The 17,094-nt window shown below is 54.5% G+C and carries 19 protein-coding genes and 1 riboswitch; of the genes, 5 read left to right on the top strand and 14 right to left on the bottom strand.

The annotated features are described in order from the left end of the window. Position 1: 1 nt before the first annotated feature. From BLR09_RS16360 to BLR09_RS16400, 9 genes are all read right to left on the bottom strand, one after another. Complete coding sequence (locus BLR09_RS16360; RefSeq protein WP_093204551.1) at positions 2 to 766, bottom strand: thiazole synthase; 765 nt, start codon at positions 764 to 766, stop codon at positions 2 to 4. Then, positions 744 to 1,370 (bottom strand): thiamine phosphate synthase, encoded by a 627-nt coding sequence (locus tag BLR09_RS16365; RefSeq protein ID WP_093204553.1) that lies wholly within the window; start codon positions 1,368 to 1,370, stop codon positions 744 to 746. The genes BLR09_RS16360 and BLR09_RS16365 overlap by 23 nt, the downstream gene beginning before the upstream one ends. Beyond that, a complete protein-coding gene (locus BLR09_RS16370) occupies positions 1,367 to 2,113 on the bottom strand; it encodes a hydroxymethylpyrimidine/phosphomethylpyrimidine kinase (protein WP_093204556.1) in 747 nt (248 codons plus the stop codon). The genes BLR09_RS16365 and BLR09_RS16370 overlap by 4 nt, the downstream gene beginning before the upstream one ends. Next, positions 2,110 to 3,969 (bottom strand): phosphomethylpyrimidine synthase ThiC, encoded by a 1,860-nt coding sequence (gene thiC / locus BLR09_RS16375; protein WP_093204560.1) that lies wholly within the window; start codon positions 3,967 to 3,969, stop codon positions 2,110 to 2,112. Before thiC ends, BLR09_RS16370 begins: the two co-directional genes overlap by 4 nt. Before the next feature lies 1 nt (position 3,970). After that, complete coding sequence (thiS, locus tag BLR09_RS16380) at positions 3,971 to 4,174, bottom strand: sulfur carrier protein ThiS (RefSeq protein ID WP_093204562.1); 204 nt, start codon at positions 4,172 to 4,174, stop codon at positions 3,971 to 3,973. A 91-nt stretch (positions 4,175 to 4,265) separates the two neighbouring features. Then, positions 4,266 to 4,360, bottom strand: a riboswitch (TPP riboswitch). A gap of 158 nt (positions 4,361 to 4,518) precedes the next feature. After that, positions 4,519 to 4,962: a 50S ribosomal protein L9 gene (gene rplI / locus BLR09_RS16385; RefSeq protein WP_093204565.1), complete on the bottom strand. Its 444-nt coding sequence runs from the start codon at positions 4,960 to 4,962 to the stop codon at positions 4,519 to 4,521. 53 nt (positions 4,963 to 5,015) lie between these two features. Beyond that, positions 5,016 to 5,267 carry a 30S ribosomal protein S18 gene (gene rpsR / locus BLR09_RS16390; protein ID WP_093204567.1) on the bottom strand — a complete coding sequence of 84 codons (252 nt, stop codon included), beginning with the start codon at positions 5,265 to 5,267 and terminating at the stop codon, positions 5,016 to 5,018. A gap of 56 nt (positions 5,268 to 5,323) precedes the next feature. Then, on the bottom strand, positions 5,324 to 5,689 hold the full coding sequence (rpsF, locus tag BLR09_RS16395; RefSeq protein WP_093204570.1) for a 30S ribosomal protein S6: 366 nt from the start codon (positions 5,687 to 5,689) through the stop codon (positions 5,324 to 5,326). A 569-nt stretch (positions 5,690 to 6,258) separates the two neighbouring features. After that, positions 6,259 to 7,233, bottom strand: coding sequence for a hypothetical protein (locus tag BLR09_RS16400; RefSeq protein WP_093204572.1), 975 nt, complete (start codon positions 7,231 to 7,233; stop codon positions 6,259 to 6,261). A 160-nt stretch (positions 7,234 to 7,393) separates the two neighbouring features. Here BLR09_RS16400 and BLR09_RS16405 point away from each other — a divergent pair, with 160 nt between their 5' ends. From BLR09_RS16405 to BLR09_RS16425, 5 genes are all read left to right on the top strand, one after another. Beyond that, on the top strand, positions 7,394 to 8,062 hold the full coding sequence (locus BLR09_RS16405; protein WP_176785578.1) for a YggS family pyridoxal phosphate-dependent enzyme: 669 nt from the start codon (positions 7,394 to 7,396) through the stop codon (positions 8,060 to 8,062). A 2-nt stretch (positions 8,063 to 8,064) separates the two neighbouring features. Continuing rightward, positions 8,065 to 9,069, top strand: a complete 1,005-nt coding sequence (locus BLR09_RS16410) for a GSCFA domain-containing protein (protein ID WP_093204576.1) — start codon at positions 8,065 to 8,067, stop codon at positions 9,067 to 9,069. Between the two features lie 45 nt (positions 9,070 to 9,114). Beyond that, positions 9,115 to 9,534: a hypothetical protein gene (locus tag BLR09_RS16415; protein ID WP_093204579.1), complete on the top strand. Its 420-nt coding sequence runs from the start codon at positions 9,115 to 9,117 to the stop codon at positions 9,532 to 9,534. A gap of 89 nt (positions 9,535 to 9,623) precedes the next feature. After that, entirely contained in the window at positions 9,624 to 10,733 is a 1,110-nt protein-coding gene (locus tag BLR09_RS16420) for an Mrp/NBP35 family ATP-binding protein (protein WP_093204581.1), read from the top strand. Between the two features lie 127 nt (positions 10,734 to 10,860). Then, a complete protein-coding gene (locus BLR09_RS16425) occupies positions 10,861 to 11,112 on the top strand; it encodes a NifU family protein (protein WP_093205325.1) in 252 nt (83 codons plus the stop codon). Between the two features lie 21 nt (positions 11,113 to 11,133). Here the strand turns inward: BLR09_RS16425 and BLR09_RS16430 are convergent, their stop codons facing one another. From BLR09_RS16430 to atpA, 5 genes are all read right to left on the bottom strand, one after another. Beyond that, positions 11,134 to 11,988, bottom strand: coding sequence for a transglutaminase family protein (locus BLR09_RS16430; RefSeq protein WP_093204585.1), 855 nt, complete (start codon positions 11,986 to 11,988; stop codon positions 11,134 to 11,136). A gap of 144 nt (positions 11,989 to 12,132) precedes the next feature. Further along, positions 12,133 to 12,870 (bottom strand): proteasome-type protease, encoded by a 738-nt coding sequence (locus tag BLR09_RS16435; protein WP_093204587.1) that lies wholly within the window; start codon positions 12,868 to 12,870, stop codon positions 12,133 to 12,135. Between the two features lie 72 nt (positions 12,871 to 12,942). Further along, positions 12,943 to 13,905: an alpha-E domain-containing protein gene (locus BLR09_RS16440; protein WP_093204590.1), complete on the bottom strand. Its 963-nt coding sequence runs from the start codon at positions 13,903 to 13,905 to the stop codon at positions 12,943 to 12,945. 531 nt (positions 13,906 to 14,436) lie between these two features. Continuing rightward, positions 14,437 to 15,318 (bottom strand): ATP synthase F1 subunit gamma, encoded by an 882-nt coding sequence (gene atpG, locus BLR09_RS16445; protein WP_093204592.1) that lies wholly within the window; start codon positions 15,316 to 15,318, stop codon positions 14,437 to 14,439. Between the two features lie 77 nt (positions 15,319 to 15,395). Beyond that, positions 15,396 to 16,985: a F0F1 ATP synthase subunit alpha gene (gene atpA, locus BLR09_RS16450; RefSeq protein ID WP_093204595.1), complete on the bottom strand. Its 1,590-nt coding sequence runs from the start codon at positions 16,983 to 16,985 to the stop codon at positions 15,396 to 15,398. Positions 16,986 to 17,094 lie beyond the last annotated feature (109 nt).

Consider the following 17,094-nt stretch of genomic DNA (forward strand, 5'->3'; position numbering starts at 1 on the left):
GTCAGTCCTCCAGAAAAGCAGTGAGTGGACTACTGGCAACGGCATGGGATACTACCGGCGCGAGGCGGGCTTCCCACGCCATCCGGCCGGCTTCGACCGCCATTCGGAAGGCCTGTGCCATCCGCACGGGGTCTTCGGATACCGCGATGGCTGTGTTGACGAGTACCGCGTCGGCGCCCATTTCCATCGCTGCGGCGGCATGAGAAGGCGCTCCCAGACCGGCATCCACTACGACCGGAACGCGGCTTTGCGCGATGATAATCTCCAGAAAATCAAACGTTTTCAGTCCCTTGTTGCTGCCGATAGGAGCAGCCAGCGGCATGACGGCAGCCGCGCCGGCCTCTTCCAGCCGCTTGCAGAGTACGGGATCGGCGTGGACATAGGGTAGCACCACAAAGCCGAGCCGGGCGAGCTCTTCCGCCGCGGCAAGTGTCTCGATCGGATCAGGGAGCAGGTACCGGGGGTCGGGGTGTATTTCGAGCTTGATCCAATGGGTTTCGAGGGCTTCCCGTGCCATTTGGGCGGCGAATACCGCTTCTCTCGCGTTGCGGACGCCGGAGGTATTCGGAAGCAGGGGAATCCCGCTCAGCCCGGCGAGCATTTCATCGCCGGGGTCGTCGGCATGTACGCGCTTGAGGGCTACGGTCACCAGTTCGGTCCCCGAAGCCCGGAGTGCTTCGGTCATAACAGAAACCGAGCCGAATTTCCCCGTACCTGTAAACAAACGGGAGGTGAATACCCGGTCAGCAAGTTGAAGCGGTTGCATGGTGTATTTCAGCTAGAAAATGACGGGCCTGTCCTTCCGGATCAGGCGATTGGTGAATAGCCGACGAAACGGCGATGCCATGTATGCCGGTGGCAAACAAGGCCGGAATATCCGCGGCCGTGATGCCGCCGATAGCGATAACAGGGAGGGAGGCAACCTCCTGCCGGAGCCGGTTGAGCAGGTTTTCGTACCCGGTCAGCCCCAGGATCGGGCTGAGCTTTTCTTTGGTTGGAGTGAACCGGAATGGCCCGAGACCTACATAGTCGGCACCGTCCCGGAGGTGGCGGAGTACATCTTCGAACGTATTCGCCGTTCCCCCGATCAGAAAATCCGGTCCAAGCAGGCGGCGGGCTTCGGCGACGGGCATATCTTCTTTCCCGAGATGAACACCATTCGCGCCGATTTCCTTAGCCAATTTGGGATTGTCATTGATAATCAGGATGGTATTGTAACGGATACAGACTTCCTGAACAGACAGGGCCGTCTCCTTCCACGCCTCATACGGCATATTTTTAAGGCGAAGCTGTATCCACCGTACCCCCCCGCGGCAGGCTTCTTCGGCCTGGCGGGCATTGGTGACGAGGTAGTGCAGGGATGTGATCATGAGTGAAAACCAAGTAGAGTTGGAGTACTGCCCAGAAACTGGCCGGTATACTCTTTCGCGAATGCGCAGGCTTCCGGCAGAGACCGTCCCAGGGCCAGTCCGGCGGCTATCGCCGAAGAAACCACGCAGCCGCTGCCGTGCTTTTCTCCCGAAGGCAGAAAAGGAGAGGTATAATGAGCCGTTTCCGTGCCTTTCTGGTAAAGCCTGTCGGTAATGAACACTTCCCCACCGGCATGGCCGCCTTTCAGGTAAACCGGGCAATGGGTACTGAGCATCAACGCTCCTTCCCTGGCGTCGGAATGTCCTGAGAGCTGAATGCTCTCGGGCATATTGGGCGTGATCAGGCTCAGAGCGTCGAGTGAGTGTGCGGGGGTACCGTCGTGAAACGCGAACCCGGCAGAAGCCTTCAGAATCGGGTCCCAGATCAGGGTAATCGCCGGCCAGTTGGCCGCGAGCCAGGATACCAGCCGGTCGAGTACTTCATACGATTCAATCAGCCCTATTTTGATGACCGAAACCGGGTACCGTTCGAGCAGGAGGGCAGACTGTGCCTGAATCTGCGGGAAGGCTACCCAGTCGACGGAATCAAACCGGGAATCATGCTGGACCGTCAGCGCCGTGCAAACGCCAAGACCATAGACCCGGCAGGTCTCAAAAGTCTTGACGTCGGCAAGCAGCCCGGCTCCGGCCGATGGGTCCAGGCCGGCGATCGACAGCGCATATGGTCGCTCCCGCTGGATCATAGGTATAGTTCTCCTCCCTGTTCGGCAAATTCCCGGGATTTTTCGAGCATAGCATGGCCGAGTACTTCTTCGTCGCCCAGGCCGTGTTCTTCGGCGTATGCCCGGACGTCCTGCGTGATTTTCATCGAGCAGAAATGCGGCCCGCACATCGAGCAGAAGTGGGCCAGTTTGGCGCCTTCGGCCGGGAGCGTTTCGTCGTGAAATTCCCGGGCCGTATCCGGATCGAGGGACAGGTTGAACTGGTCTTCCCACCGGAACTCGAAGCGTGCTTTGGACAGGGCGTTGTCGCGGTACTGCGCTCCCGGATGCCCCTTGGCAAGGTCGGCGGCATGGGCGGCGATTTTGTACGTGATGACGCCGTCTTTTACATCTTTTTTGTTAGGCAGACCGAGGTGTTCCTTCGGGGTGACATAGCAAAGCATGGCTGTGCCGAACCAGCCGATCATGGCCGCGCCGATACCGGAGGTAATGTGGTCATAGCCAGGCGCAATGTCAGTAGTGAGGGGCCCGAGGGTATAGAACGGCGCTTCGTCGCAATGGGCGAGCTGCTTGTCCATATTCTCCTTGATGAGGTGCATCGGAACGTGCCCCGGTCCTTCGATCATCACCTGAACATCGTGCTTCCAGGCGATTTTGGTCAGTTCACCGAGGGTTTCCAGTTCGGCAAACTGGGCGGCGTCGTTGGCATCGGCGATGGAGCCGGGGCGCAGGCCGTCTCCCAGCGAGAAGGAGACGTCATACGCCTTCATGATTTCGCAGATTTCCTCGAAATGAGTATACAGGAAGTTCTCCTTGTGGTGAGCGAGGCACCATTTGGCGAGGATACTTCCCCCGCGGGAAACGATGCCGGTTACCCGTCTGGCTGTCAGCGGAATATACCGAAGCAATACGCCGGCATGGATCGTGAAGTAGTCGACGCCCTGTTCGGCCTGTTCGATGAGCGTATCCCGGAAAATCTCCCAGGTAAGGTCTTCGGCCTTGCCGTTTACCTTTTCCAGCGCCTGGTAAATGGGTACTGTGCCTACCGGGACCGGGCAGTTACGAATAATCCACTCCCGCGTTTCGTGAATATTTTTGCCGGTGGAAAGATCCATCAGCGTATCTCCGCCCCAGCGACAGCTCCATACCGCTTTTTCTACTTCTTCTTCAATACTGGAGGAGACGACGGAGTTGCCGATGTTGGTATTGATTTTCACGAGGAAGTTCCGTCCGATAATCATCGGCTCGGCTTCCGGGTGGTTGATATTAGCGGGAATAATGGCCCGTCCGGCCGCGACTTCCTGACGTACGAATTCGGCGGTAATCGGCCCGTTCGGCGTACGTGCGCCGAAGCTCTGTCCGGGGTGCTGGTGAGCCAGGGCGCCTTTTTGCGCTTCAATGCGCTGGTTTTCCCGGATGGCGATGTATTCCATTTCAGGGGTGATGATACCCTGGCGGGCGTAGTGGAGCTGGGTTACATTCCGGCCGGCTTTCGCCCGGTAAGGGGTCGTCAGGTGCTCGAAACGCAGGGTGTCGAGCTCGGTCCGGGCCAGGCGCTCGTTGGCGTAGGCAGAGGTGAAGGCGTCGAGCCGGTCAACGTCCTCCCGTTCCGTGATCCAGGCCTCCCGCAGGCGGGGAAGGCCCTTTTTGAGGTCGATATCAACAGCGGGGTCGGTATAGGGCCCGCTGGTGTCGTAAACCGTAACAGCTGCGTTAGGCTGGCGGACTTCCTTGCCGTTGACAAACGAAACCGTGTCGCCGAGTTCGATTTCCCGCATCGCAACGCGGACGCGTTCTCCCTGAACATACACTTTCCGCGATCCGCTGAGCGGTTCCCGCGTGATGGCCTGTGACGAAGGCAGTTTTTCCTGTTTCATGTTACCCTCCCTGAGTGGCTTGAAGAATGGTGATTTTCTGATTGGCGGTAAGCGGAGTGGTTCCCCAGAAGGCTCGGGGAACGACGGCGGCGTCGACGGCTACGGCGATGCCTTTCTTGTCGGAGAGCGACAGGCGGGTCAGCAGCTGCAGCAGTGTAGCAGCGTCCGCTTCCTCAATGGGTTGTTGATTGACAAATACAGTCATCGTTGTGTTTCATGAGGCATGAAAGCACAAACAGGAGGGTTCCCGAAAAAGTAGAGAAACTCGCGTATGCGGGCGCATACGGGCACAGAAAGAATGCTGTCTCACTTTTCCCTTCGCAGGTCCTAACCTGTTCAGGTTCCAAGGGTATCATCTCAGCCCGCCATGCGAGCACCCCTAAAGTTTGGCTTTTCAGCGGGGCAAAGATAGAAGTGTTTGCCGGAGACCGCTCTTTTCTGCGCAGAATTAAAAAAAAGACAGAGGCAGGAGAGCTACCTATGCCCTCTGCTCATGCACAAAAAAAGCCCTTCCTGTTTCCAGAAAGGGCTTTTTTGCGAAAAGGTCGCTTATTCAGCTACCACGTTGAATTTCACCTGGTGCTTTACTTCCTTGTGGAGGTCGAGCGTAGCGGTGTATTCGCCGAGAGCTTTTACTTCAGAATTCAGGGTGATCTTCTTGCGATCCACTTCGAATCCTTTTGCACGCAGGGAATCAGAGATCTGGGTGTTGGTAACCCGGCCGAAGATCCGTCCGCTTTCGCCTACTTTCGCAGCGATTTCGAGGGTCAGATCACCGATAGCGGCTGCCAAATCTTCGGCATCCTTCTTCAGTTTTTCGGCTTTGTGAGCAGCTTGCTTGATGTTTTCAGCAAGTACTTTCTTGTTGGTTTCGCTGGCCATAACCGCGAAGCCCTGGGGAATCAGGTAGTTCCGACCGTAGCCCGGCTTAACCGCAACGATGTCGTTTTTGTAACCCAGCCCCGCGATATCGGTTTTGAGAATAACTTCCATTTTTCTTGAATGAGTTTACAATTGTCCCGACCGGATCAGACCGGCCGCTGCTCTTACTTTAATGAATCGCCTACGTAGGGAAGCAGTCCGATGTGACGGGCACGCTTCACGGCCTGAGCTACCTTGCGCTGGTTCTTCAGAGAAGTTCCGGTCAGACGACGCGGAAGGATCTTGCCCTGGTCATTCAACAGCTTCAGCAGGAAGTTGGGATCCTTGTAATCAATGTACTTGATACCGGCTTTCTTGAAGCGGTCGTATTTCTTGCGGTTCTGGTTTTTATCCAGAGGTTCGTTCTGCAGTGACATAGTCGTGAATGATTGAGATGAAGCCCGGGGATTAGCTCCCGGAGGGCGCCTGTTTTTTAGTTTTCAGCAGGAGCTTCCTGTTTCTTACCGACCAGACCCTTACGCTTGCGCTCGTTGTAAGCAATCGCGTGCTTGTCCAGAGAAACGGTGAGAAAACGCATCACCCGCTCATCGCGGCGATATTCCGTTTCCAGCGTGGCGATTACGTCCGAATCGGCCGTGAACTCGACGAGGTGATAGAAACCGGTTCCCTTGCCTTGAATCGGGTAGGCCAGCTTTTTGAGGCCCCACGCTTCTTCGTGGACGATTTGGGCACCGTTGTCAGTCAACACCTTCTTGAATTTGTCGACAGTATCCTTCGTCTGGACGTCAGACAAAACGGGAGTAAGGATGAATACTGTCTCGTACTGCTTTTGTGACATGGTGTTAGTACGGAAAAAAATGATTAATAGATAGTTACTGAAAAATGAGGTGCAAAGATAGGGAGTTGTATTGAAAAAGCAAGGGGTGGAGGGGAAGTTATGGGGACTAGGTGTTTTCGGTTTTCAGTTTTCGGTTTTCAGTTGGGGGACCAGACCTGGTCGCTTGCCGTTTTTGTTTTCAGTTTTCGGTCTTCTGTTTTCAGTTGCTGGTAACAGACCTGGTCGCCCGCCGTTCGTAGCATCCGCTACGAACTTTTTAATGGGTAGGCTGCGCCTACCGTGTTGCAGAATCAGTAAGAGGCTTCCTTATATTTTGATAGAATAACCTGTTATATAATATGATCTCATTTCGAACCTCTCAACTTACCGGATGATATGGGTAGGCGCAGCCTACCAATTAAAAAGTTCGTAGCGGATGCTACGAACGGCGGGCGACCAGGTCTGTTACCAGCAACCGAAAACAGAAGACAGAAAACTGAAAACGGCAAGCGACCAGATCTGGTCCCTCAACTGAAAACAGAAAACCGAAAACAAAAAGGGCTGGCACACTGCCAGCCCGCTCAACGTCCTCAAAACAACCCACCCCGTACTTCAAACGTCCCTTCCCCGATCTTAAACCCTTCGGAGTAGAGTTCGATGAGGTGTTTGCCTTTTTTGAAGGGTGTTCCTCGTTTGTAGATAATGTCGACCATCTGCCCGTTACCCTGGTAGGTAATCTGTTTCTTGATGGTATAGATCATCTCTTTGTGCTGGTAGTCGAACGTGCCAGATCCGGTAGCCATGTCAGAAATGATCGCGCCGGCCGGGTCGAGTACGCGTACGAAAATGTCTTTGCCATTTTGTTCGGTGAGCGGATTATCGTTCAGTCCGAACGCGATGCGGATCTGGTCGATCTTGTCGGCGCGGATCTTTTCACGCTCTTTCCCGCGGGAATTGATCGCATATACCATGACATTCTGCGCCTTGAGCGCAGCGGCCATCGTAACCTTGTCCGCCAGCTCCTGATTACTCGTTTTCAGGTTACTGATCGAATCGGAATAGCTTTGTTTGGCGGTCGACAGCTCCGTTTTCAATCCCTCATTACTGGCCGACAGCTCCTGGTTCTTCGTCGTCAGTACGCCGTTTTCTTCCCGCAACCGGACAATTTCCTTGTCCTTGCTGGCGAGTACTTCGTTGTAGTGACGGATCTTTTCTTCGTATTTCTTAACGTCGTTGGCCGTGGCATTGACCAGTGCCTGTTTGTCTTCTTCCAGCTGATTTTTCATCTGCATCAGCTCGTCGATATTGCCGCCCAGCATCCGGATTTCGGCAATTTTGGCGTCGAGCTGTGTCGAGATCGAGTCCAGCTTGGTATTGGCTTTCAGCAGTTCCCGTTGCTGTTCAACGGTTCGGGAGGACAACGATTCGCGCTCGCCCCGTTCCTGGAAGTAGAGGAAGCCCAGCACCCCGATCAAACCCGCCATAACCACCAGGGCGGCAATGAAGTAATTTTTTTTATCGGAGCTTTTCTGAGGTGTCGGCTGTGAATAGTCGTAGGGTTCCATGAAGTCTTAAAATGGACGGTACGTTCGGACAAAACTACATTTTCAGCGCTAGAAACCAAGTCAGGAAAGTCAAATAAGCAGTTCCTTGTGAAAATGTCACCGGCTTGTGATGCAATAGTAACGCCTTGTTCGCGCTACTTTTGCGGAAATGTTGTCCATCATGAGTATCGCCGAAAATCTGCATTCCATTGAAAACGGCCTGCAGGGTACCGCCGCCAGACTGGTCGCCGTCACGAAGACCCATCCGCCCGAAGTGCTCAGAGAAGCCTACGACGCCGGAGCCCGGGTTTTTGGAGAAAACAAGGTGCAGGAAATGGTCGCCAAATGGGAAGTGCTGCCGAAAGACATCGAGTGGCACCTCATCGGGCATTTGCAGTCCAATAAAGTCAAATACATCGCGCCGTTTGTTTCACTGATTCATTCGGTCGACAGCCTGAAGCTGCTGAAAGAAATTGACCGCCAGGCAGAAAAAGCCGGCCGCGTGATCGACTGCCTGCTACAGGTATACATCGCCATGGAAGAGACCAAGTTCGGCTTGTCGATGGAAGAAGCAGAAGAACTGCTGCTTTCCGATGAGCTGGCATCGCTCGAACATATCCGCATTGTCGGACTGATGGGCATGGCGTCCAACACAGACAGTGAAGAGCAGGTCCGGGCCGAGTTCCGTTCGCTCAAACAGTTTTTTGACCGCATGAAGGTATCGCTGCCCGTACGGGCAAACTGTCAGTTGTACGAACTGTCGATGGGGATGAGCGGGGATTATCCCCTCGCCGTCGCCGAAGGAAGTACGCTGATACGTGTTGGCAGTGCCATTTTCGGAGCCAGGTAGCTATGAACGCTTTCCGTACCGAGTTTACCGTTCCCGTTTCACCCTGGAAGCTGACGCCGGCTTCCAGGGTGGTATCGCTCGGTTCGTGCTTTGCCGACGTCGTCGCTACCAGACTGACCGACGCCCGGCTTTCCTGCCTGCACAATCCGTTCGGAACCCAGTTTCATCCGCCGGCCCTGTTCCGGCTGATCCGCGCAGCGTTGGGTGAGACGGAGCCTGACGGGCGGCTATTCCTTCAGCACGACGGCCGCTGGCTGCATTACGAGGTACATTCTTCGGTCGCCGGCGCTACGCGGGAAGAGCTGGAGGAGGAGCTGCGTCGACGGCTGGCAGTACTGGGCGAAGCGCTTCGCACCGCGGATATCCTGTTGCTGACGTTCGGCAGCGCCTGGGTATATCAGTTGCAGGAGCCACCGGTCTATGTTGCTAATTGTCACAAGCAGCCATCAGGGTTATTTGTGCGGGACCTCATCAGTGTCAAGGATATTTGCAGGGATTTTGGCAAGACGTACCAGCTGTTGAAGGAACTTCGTCCAGACTTGCGTATTGTTCTGACAGTCAGTCCTGTACGTCATGGTAAGGACGGCATGCCTGACAACGCCGTTTCGAAATCCATTCTGCGGGCGGCCTGCCATTACCTGACGACAGACTATTCCGATGTCGGCTATTTCCCGGCATATGAACTTCTGCTCGACGACCTGCGGGATTACCGGTTTTACGCCGACGATCTTCTTCACCCGAGCAGACAGGCCGAGCAGTACATCTTCGAAAAATTTGCCGGAGCCTATTTCGACAGCGCCCTGCACCGCTGGCTGGCAGAATGGGCCCGTATCCGTAAATCCCTTGACCATCGCCCGTTCAATCCGGCGTCAGAGGCGCACCTTTCTTTTCTCCGGAAACTGCTTCAGTCGCTGGAAGAATGGGCAGACGGCCCCGATACCTCCGCAGAACAGGAAGAGGTGAGAAAAAGAATCGCGGCGATCCTCTCGTCTTCCAACCTTTCATAAGCACAGGGTGTCTGGAGAAAGTCAACTAAAACCTTGATTTCCTCCATGAAAAAGTACTTCCTTCTCGGTCTTGTGCTGCTGTCCGCCTGTCAGCAGAAAGACATCCAGAAACCGGCAGACTCAAAAGCATTAGCCCTGTCGATCAACCAGAGCGACAAGGCCTCCTTTGCAAGCGGCGACGTATCAGTGAAAGTACTGAACATCGAAGACAGCCGCTGCCCCATGAACGCCAACTGTATTCACCTGGGGTGGGCCAAAGTATCGTTCAGTCTGACAGCCGGCGGTGAAGAAGTGAAAGGAGAGCGGTATTTCGGTGCCGATGCCCAGTTGCCGAAGAACGATACAGAGATCAAGGCCGGAGGCCGCCTCTTCGAAGTAACGGTTCAGGAAGTAACACCCTACCCGTGTACGGGTTGTCCGAACCAGCCTGCCAGCCAGGCGGTCCTGAATGTGAAAGAGAAATAAAAGAAGGTTCGGGCATACGAACTTACTGCCTACCTTTGTGGTTAGGCTGACGAGACGCTGAGGCTATCAGCGTCTTTTTTTAGTACACTATGGGCGAATTACGAATCAAAAAGGAGGATATCCTGCGGGCATTGAGCACCGTAGAAGAGCCGGACCTGAAGAAAGACCTGGTCACGCTTGAGATGATCAAGGACGTGGAACTGGGAGTAGGAGAGGTGCGCTTTACCGTTGTGCTTACGACGCCGGCCTGTCCGCTCAAGGAACAGATCCGTCAAAGCTGTGAAGATGCCATTCACAAGCTGGTTGATCCGGAACTGCGGGTGGTTATTCACATGTCTGCTGACGTGACCAAAACGGTCTTTGGCAACCGCACCGTACTGGAAACGGTGAAAAACGTGATCGCGATTGCCTCCGGTAAAGGAGGCGTCGGCAAATCGACGGTAACCGCCAACCTGGCCGTAGCACTCAAAAACGCCGGCGCGAAGGTGGGTATTCTCGACGCGGATATTTACGGTCCTTCGATTCCGGTCATGTTCGGTGCGGAAGAAATGCAGCCGACGGTAACGGTGGTAGACGGCAAGAACCGCATCAATCCGATTATCCAGTATGGCATAAAAATGATTTCAATGGGCTTCCTCGTTCCGGCCGACAGCGCAATGGTCTGGCGCGGACCGATGGCCAGTCAGGCGCTTCGTCAAATGATGGGAGACGTCAACTGGGGCGAACTGGATTACCTCCTGATCGACCTGCCGCCCGGAACCGGCGATATTCACCTGACGCTGGTGCAATCAGCGCCCGTTACGGGTGCCGTGATCGTCACGACGCCGCAAAAAGTGGCCCTGGCCGACGCCCGAAAAGGTATGCAGATGTTTCTCCAGCCGCAGATCAACGTTCCGGTATTGGGTGTGATCGAAAACATGGCCTACTTTACACCAGCCGAATTGCCGGAAAATAAATATTATCTCTTCGGAAAAGGAGGAGGAAAATGGCTGGCCGAGCATTTTGACGTTCCCTTCCTCGGTGAAATTCCCCTCGTGCAGGGTATCCGGGAAGCGGGAGACGAAGGACGGCCCATCGCCACGCAAACCGACGAAACCACTGGAGAAGCCTTCCGGACGGCAGCCGAAGCACTTGCCCGGCGGGTAGCTATCCGGAATGCGACGCAGGAACGAACTAAACCGGTCGAAATGACGGTTTAGGGAAAAGAAGACGGCGAAAAGGCATAATTTAGATCGTTTCTTCGTTTTTTTTCAGAGATTTCTGCGCTAGTTTGCAGATTCTGAAAATTCAGGCGCAGTGCCGCAGACGACGTATTATACGAGAAATATGGAAACCAAATTGGAACATCCGTTAAGCGAAAAAGTAGAGCAGGCTCTCAACAGCATCCGCCCGTACCTGGAAGCGGATGGGGGAAATGTCCGCGTAACCGAAATCACAGACGATAATGTTGTTCGCCTGGAGCTTGTTGGTGCCTGCGGTTCCTGTTCCATGTCGGCCATGACCTTTAAGGGCGGTATCGAAGATGCCATCCGCCGTCAGGTGCCGGAAGTATCCGGAATTGAAGCAATCAATCTGTAAGTAATAGTCGGGTCTTGAAGATCAGTTGTTGAGCGAGTACACCATCGGGGTAATCGCCACCTGTACTTCAAGGCCCGATTCTGCCTGGCCCCAGTAGGTTCCGGATACCGGCGTAATCATTTCCGGAATCGCGGATGTAGCCAGAACGATGTGCATATCTGCCGCGAGGCAGTTCTGCGTCGGATCGAAACCTCTCCAGCCCGCTCCGGGCAAGTATACTTCCACCCAGGCATGCAGGTATTGCGCGCCTTCTGCTCCCCCGAAGTAATACCCACTGACAAACCGCGCCGGTATACCAAACGCGCGGCAGCAGGTCATGAACAGGACCGCATAGTCCCGGCAGGAGCCTTTGCGCGCTCCGAGCGTGACGTCGGCCGCCAGCGGCGCCCCTTCTTCCCGGATTTCATAGGAAAAACCATGAATGGCCTCGTTGAGCCCCATCAGGAAGCGAAGCGTATCCCAGCGGTTTTCGGTGGCGACCAGCCGCGCAAACTGCTCAACATGCGGCGTGATCCCCTCTTTCTCAAAATAGGCTCCCAGTAACCGGCGCTCGGCGTCGGAGTACTTCAGCGGAAGCTTCTGTGCATCAAACGGATAGAGAATAAAATCAAAGGGATTACTCTGCGTCGTTTCAACAATGGATTCGGCTATGAGAGTAAGCTCTGTCGTGGGGTGCTTGAAAAAAGCCAGGTGCTGCGTATTTCCCTCTGCATCAGTATTGCAGACGACTTTCGCGTTTTCCGGAAAAATGCCGAGCCGGAATTCCTCCGTCCGCTGAAAAGCCGTTTGCTTGGGCTGCAGGTAGAGGCGTTGGGGATCCAGGGCGACAGAATTGGAATACTGGTAAGCCAGCTGATGACGGATGCGGTAGTGCATAACGAAGACGGTTTGCAACCTGTTGATAGTCAGGCTGAATGAGCCACGATCCGGCGGAAATCGCAGCGCAAAGGTACAAAATGCCGGCTGCTTCTCCGAAGAATGCGACCAATACGGCCAAAACCGGGAGAAGCAGCCGGGGATCTATTCGGCAGGCTGCCGGGAATGCTCGAAGATCGGAGCCATCCAGTCAGACGGCAACCGCTGTACAGACGAAACCAGCAAAGCGCCCCACTGGTGGGCAATTTGCTCGACGTCCTCTTTCTCGAAGCGGTGTTCGATCATGTGGAAACTATCGCGCTCGTATACGGCGACGTCAATCGGAAAATCAACGTCGTTGGCGCTGACGCGCGTCGAGTCAAACGACAGAAAGCCTATTTTCAGGGCGTCGGGCAGAGGCGTTTCGTATTTCAGACCCCGGCGGAGAATTGGCGTGCCATACCCGCTGTTGCCGATGATGAAGAAAGGCGTATTCGGCCCGACTTCGATCCAGTTGCCTTCCGGGTAAAGCAGGTAGAGTTTGTGCTCGTCGTCATCCTCCAGCTGCCCGCCGACGATCGCAAACAGGTTAAAGGCAAGACCGGCTTCCCCCAGCGCCATTTTATCCTCGCGGGCTACGCGGCGTACCTGCTCGCCAAAGGCGTTGACCGCTTTGTAGAGCTTGTTGAAATTGGCATCCCGCTCAGACAATACTTCACGGAAATAGGTAATGGCCTTATCCCGGACAGAGCGCAGTCCGGAGGTCATGATAAACAGCGAGTGATGCTCCACCTCGTGAATGGAGATCTTTTTGTTGATCGTCACCTCCGAACCCGAAGTAAGGCGGGTGTCTGCCAATGCGACCAGCCCGGTTCGCGTTTTGATGCCGAGGCAGTAAGTCATGGTGGATGAGTTAGGTATGTCGTTCCTGCTGCAAAAGTAGGAAATCCCTGTTGCTTTTCGGGACGTTGGCTGTCAGACGACTGTCTTGAGATCGAAATAGGTTTCGAAAATCGCTTCGCCGACGCAGTTGTTTTTGGACTGAAAGTTATCCAGAAACTCGTGGAGGCCGGTATTGAAGATATCTTCGATCGTCATAAACTCGATTTCACTGCGCAGTTTGCTGAGCATGCGTTCGGCATTGTTGGTGTAGCTGTTGCCGATATAGCCGCCGGAGATCTCATAGAGCGACAGTTCCGCCCGCTTGAGCGAGTGCATCACGGAGCGGGGAAAATTCTTTTCCAGAATCAGGAATTCGACAATATGGGCCGGAGACATGTTCCGGAAACGCTGCCGGTACATGTTGTAAGCAGAAACAGATTTCAGCACCGACGACCATAAAAGCAGGTCCAGCGGCGAGCCGACGGCGTCGACATCCGGCAGAAGCGTGAAGTACTTAACGTCGAGAAAGCGGGTCGTTTTATCGGCCCGTTCGAGCATACGCCCGAGCCGCCCGAAATGCCAGCCTTCGTTGCGGGTAATCGTCGAATCGATGATGCCGTAAAACGTCTGGCAACCAAACTTGATGTCGTCGAAAAAGTCCTGAAAATGCCGCATTTCCCAGCTTTGCGATTGCGAAGCCGCTTCTTTGACCATCCAGTAGAGGGCGTTGAGCTGCTCCCACATTTCCCGGGAGATGGTCTCGCGGATGGTCCGGGCGTTTTCCCGGGCATACTGAAGGCAACTGAGGATGGAGTTGGGGTTGCGCGGATCGAACGTCATGAAAAACAGGATGTTTTCCCGGCTCGGCGTTTCATAATGTTCGTAAAAAATCTTGCTGTCCGCCGTCGCGATAATGAGGGGTTCCCACTGTTCTTCCACATTCGGCGGCAGGTCGAGCATGAGGTTGAAATTGACATCTACAAACCTCGAATAATTCTCCGCACGTTCCACGTAGCGATTCATCCAGTAAATGGAATTGGCAACTCGGCTTAGCATATTTCAGGTTAGAAAATGGGAATAATATTTGCTGAATGAACAAAATGCCTCCCTGAATATGGGGTAAAATGTTTATTATTCAAAATATAGTTTGGAAAAAGGTGAGGCTGCGGGGTGTTGTCGGAAGCTCTGGGCGGTAAGCGATAGGCTATAAGCTTTGGGCTTCGTCTGGCAATTTAGCAGGTAGCAGGCATTCGTTGGATGGCTTAAGGCGAACCTTCTGAAAGCTTTAGGCTGTTAGCGTTGGACTTCGTCCGGTAAATTAACAGGTGACCGGTATTCGGTGGGAACCTTGAAGCGAAGCTTCTAAGGACTTTAGGCTGCAAGCTTTGGCTGGAATGTGTACCAAAGTTGGTTTTTCGAGGAGCGCCCCCGTAGCTGGAGCTTCTTACCAGATAATATATGCGGGCTCTCCGAAGATTTTATTTTCGCCAGCCGCCCGGGCCCAAAGCTTACGGCTTAAAGCTTAAAGCATTACTACAAAAAAAGCCCGGCATCCAAAGACGCCGGGCTTTTTTTGTATAGGAAAATTTATTCCGCCGCGAGGGCTTCTGCCCCGGCGACGATTTCCAGAATTTCGGTAGTAATGGCAGCCTGGCGTGACCGGTTGTATTCGATCCGCAGGTTCTTCAGGAGTTCGCCTGCGTTGTCAGTTGCCTTGTCCATGGCCGTCATCCGCGCGCCGTGTTCCGCCGCGTTGGATTCGAGTACAGCCCGGTAGAGCTTGATTTTGAGGGACTTCGGAATAAGCTCCTTGATGATCTCTTCTTCCGAAGGCTCGAAAATATAGTCGCCCTTGACCGTTGCCTCACCTGTTTCCTCTTCGGGAATGGGCAGGAGCTGCTCGGTGCGGACGATCTGCGTCGCCACGTTCTTGAATTCGTTGAAGATAACTTCCACTGCGTCATAACGGCCTTCGAGGAAGGCAGCCATGATTTCATCAGCGGCCTGACGGACCACGCTGAAGCTCAGGCGGGTATACGTATCTTCGAACTTGTGGTTCACTTTGTATTGACGCCGTGCGAAAAATTCTCCGCCCTTGCGGCCGATCGACAGGATATCGACATTACCGGCAGCTTTCTGGGAAGCATATTTTTCGCTGATCAGGGCCATGGCCGCCTTGTTGACGTTCATGTTGAAGGCCCCGCAGAGACCCCGGTCTGACGTCACAACGACGAACAGTACCTTTTCCACCGGGCGAGCCACGCGGAAGGGGTTCTCTTTGGCCACTTCTGCCCCGGCCGAAACCGTCTGAAGCATCTGGTTCAGCTTTTGGGCGTAGGGCCGCATCTGAAGGATATTGTCCTGCGCTTTCCGCAGCTTCGCCGCCGCCACCATTTTCATGGCTTTGGTGATCTGCTGCGTCGAGTTGACGGACGCGATCCGGTTACGGACTTCTTTTAAATTAGGCATTGTGCTTGGTTGACAGGATGTTCACGGTGAGAAAGGAGTATAGCCCGCCGGAAACCAGCGGGCTACGGAACATCGGATCAGGCAATAGCCAGTTCATATTTGAGCGCTACTTCCTTGGCCGCTTTTTCGAGCTCGGAAGTAATCGCGTCATCGTACTTGCCTGCTTTCAGCTTCTGAAGAAGATCAGCGTGCTGATCGCGCAGCAGGTTCATGAGATCTGTTTCGTATTGACGAACCTGGTTGACCGGGACTTTATCGATCAGACCTTTGGTCGACACGTGAATCATGGCTACCTGCTCTTCCACACGCTGGGGAGAACCCTGCTTCTGGATGAGGATTTCCAGGTTGCGGCGACCCCGTTCGATGGTCAGTTTCGTGGAAGCATCGAGGTCAGAACCAAACTTGGCAAAGGCTTCGAGCTCGCGGAACTGGGCCTGATCGAGTTTCAGGGTACCGGCCACTTTCTTCATGGACTTGATCTGGGCGTTACCCCCTACGCGGCTCACGGAGATACCTACGTTGATTGCCGGACGAACCCCTGCGTTGAACAGGTTGGATTCGAGGAAGATCTGACCGTCGGTAATGGAGATTACGTTCGTCGGGATGTACGCAGAAACGTCACCGGCCTGGGTTTCGATGATCGGGAGAGCCGTCAGGGAGCCACCGCCTTTGACGATGGGCTTAAGGCTGTCCGGAAGGTCGTTCATCGAGGCAGCGATGGCATCGTTGTTGATGACCTTCGCGGCACGCTCCAGCAGGCGGCTGTGGAGGTAGAATACGTCACCGGGGTATGCTTCACGTCCCGGCGGGCGGCGGAGGAGGAGAGAAACCGTCCGGTAGGCAACAGCCTGTTTCGAAAGGTCATCATACACCACCAATGCGGGGCGTCCCGAGTCACGGAAAAATTCGCCGATGGCAGCGCCCGTAAACGGAGCATAGAATTGCATCGGAGCCGGATCAGAAGCAGCGGCAGCTACAATAACCGTATAGGCCATGGCGCCGGCTTTGCGGAGGGCCTGTTCTACCTGTTTGATGGTAGAGGCCTTCTGACCGCAGGCTACGTAGATACAGTATACCGGCTGGCCGGCATCGTAAAATTCCTTTTGGTTGATGATGGTGTCGATTGCCACCGTCGTCTTACCGGTCTGGCGGTCACCGATGATGAGCTCCCGCTGGCCACGGCCGATGGGGATCATGGCATCGATTGCCTTGATACCGGTTTGAAGGGGTTCGTTGACCGGCTGGCGGTAGATTACCCCGGGAGCCTTACGCTCGATCGGCATGTCGTAGAGGTCTCCGGTGATAGGACCGTTTCCATCGATGGCTTCACCAAGGGTGTTTACGACGCGGCCGATCATGCCTTCGCCTACCTTGATGGAAGCTACCTGACGGGTCCGCTTCACCGTGTCTCCTTCCTTGATTTCGGAAGAATCCCCCAGCAATACCGCCCCGACATTGTCTTCTTCGAGGTTAAGTGCCAGTGCTTTTACGCCATTTTCAAAAGCGAGCAATTCGCCAGCTTGTACATTGGAGAGTCCGTAAATACGGGCCACACCGTCGCCGATCTGGAGAACCGTACCCACTTCTTCGAGTTCGGCGGAAGATTTAGCTCCGGAAAGTTGCTCCCGCAGAATTGCCGATACCTCGTCGGGTCTAACTGATGCCATACAGCAGTCTTGGAATTTATTATGAATTCAGAGTTACAAGTTTCAGAGTGGGAAAGAGAACTAGCCCTGAAATTGCCCGCAAAATTAGCGACGAAATTTGACTTTCCGT

The sequence above is a fragment of the Siphonobacter aquaeclarae genome (genome assembly GCF_900103285.1).
Lineage (GTDB): Bacteria > Bacteroidota > Bacteroidia > Cytophagales > Spirosomataceae > Siphonobacter > Siphonobacter aquaeclarae.

Coding starts and splice junctions, on each gene's coding strand:
- BLR09_RS16360 (WP_093204551.1), bottom strand. CDS start 766: ATGCAACCGCTTCAACTTGCTGACCGGGTATTCACCTCCCGTTTGTTT.
- BLR09_RS16365 (WP_093204553.1), bottom strand. CDS start 1,370: ATGATCACATCCCTGCACTACCTCGTCACCAATGCCCGCCAGGCCGAA.
- BLR09_RS16370 (WP_093204556.1), bottom strand. CDS start 2,113: ATGATCCAGCGGGAGCGACCATATGCGCTGTCGATCGCCGGCCTGGAC.
- thiC (WP_093204560.1), bottom strand. CDS start 3,969: ATGAAACAGGAAAAACTGCCTTCGTCACAGGCCATCACGCGGGAACCG.
- thiS (WP_093204562.1), bottom strand. CDS start 4,174: ATGACTGTATTTGTCAATCAACAACCCATTGAGGAAGCGGACGCTGCT.
- rplI (WP_093204565.1), bottom strand. CDS start 4,962: ATGGAAGTTATTCTCAAAACCGATATCGCGGGGCTGGGTTACAAAAAC.
- rpsR (WP_093204567.1), bottom strand. CDS start 5,267: ATGTCACTGCAGAACGAACCTCTGGATAAAAACCAGAACCGCAAGAAA.
- rpsF (WP_093204570.1), bottom strand. CDS start 5,689: ATGTCACAAAAGCAGTACGAGACAGTATTCATCCTTACTCCCGTTTTG.
- BLR09_RS16400 (WP_093204572.1), bottom strand. CDS start 7,233: ATGGAACCCTACGACTATTCACAGCCGACACCTCAGAAAAGCTCCGAT.
- BLR09_RS16405 (WP_176785578.1), top strand. CDS start 7,394: ATGAGTATCGCCGAAAATCTGCATTCCATTGAAAACGGCCTGCAGGGT.
- BLR09_RS16410 (WP_093204576.1), top strand. CDS start 8,065: ATGAACGCTTTCCGTACCGAGTTTACCGTTCCCGTTTCACCCTGGAAG.
- BLR09_RS16415 (WP_093204579.1), top strand. CDS start 9,115: ATGAAAAAGTACTTCCTTCTCGGTCTTGTGCTGCTGTCCGCCTGTCAG.
- BLR09_RS16420 (WP_093204581.1), top strand. CDS start 9,624: ATGGGCGAATTACGAATCAAAAAGGAGGATATCCTGCGGGCATTGAGC.
- BLR09_RS16425 (WP_093205325.1), top strand. CDS start 10,861: ATGGAAACCAAATTGGAACATCCGTTAAGCGAAAAAGTAGAGCAGGCT.
- BLR09_RS16430 (WP_093204585.1), bottom strand. CDS start 11,988: ATGCACTACCGCATCCGTCATCAGCTGGCTTACCAGTATTCCAATTCT.
- BLR09_RS16435 (WP_093204587.1), bottom strand. CDS start 12,870: ATGACTTACTGCCTCGGCATCAAAACGCGAACCGGGCTGGTCGCATTG.
- BLR09_RS16440 (WP_093204590.1), bottom strand. CDS start 13,905: ATGCTAAGCCGAGTTGCCAATTCCATTTACTGGATGAATCGCTACGTG.
- atpG (WP_093204592.1), bottom strand. CDS start 15,318: ATGCCTAATTTAAAAGAAGTCCGTAACCGGATCGCGTCCGTCAACTCG.
- atpA (WP_093204595.1), bottom strand. CDS start 16,985: ATGGCATCAGTTAGACCCGACGAGGTATCGGCAATTCTGCGGGAGCAA.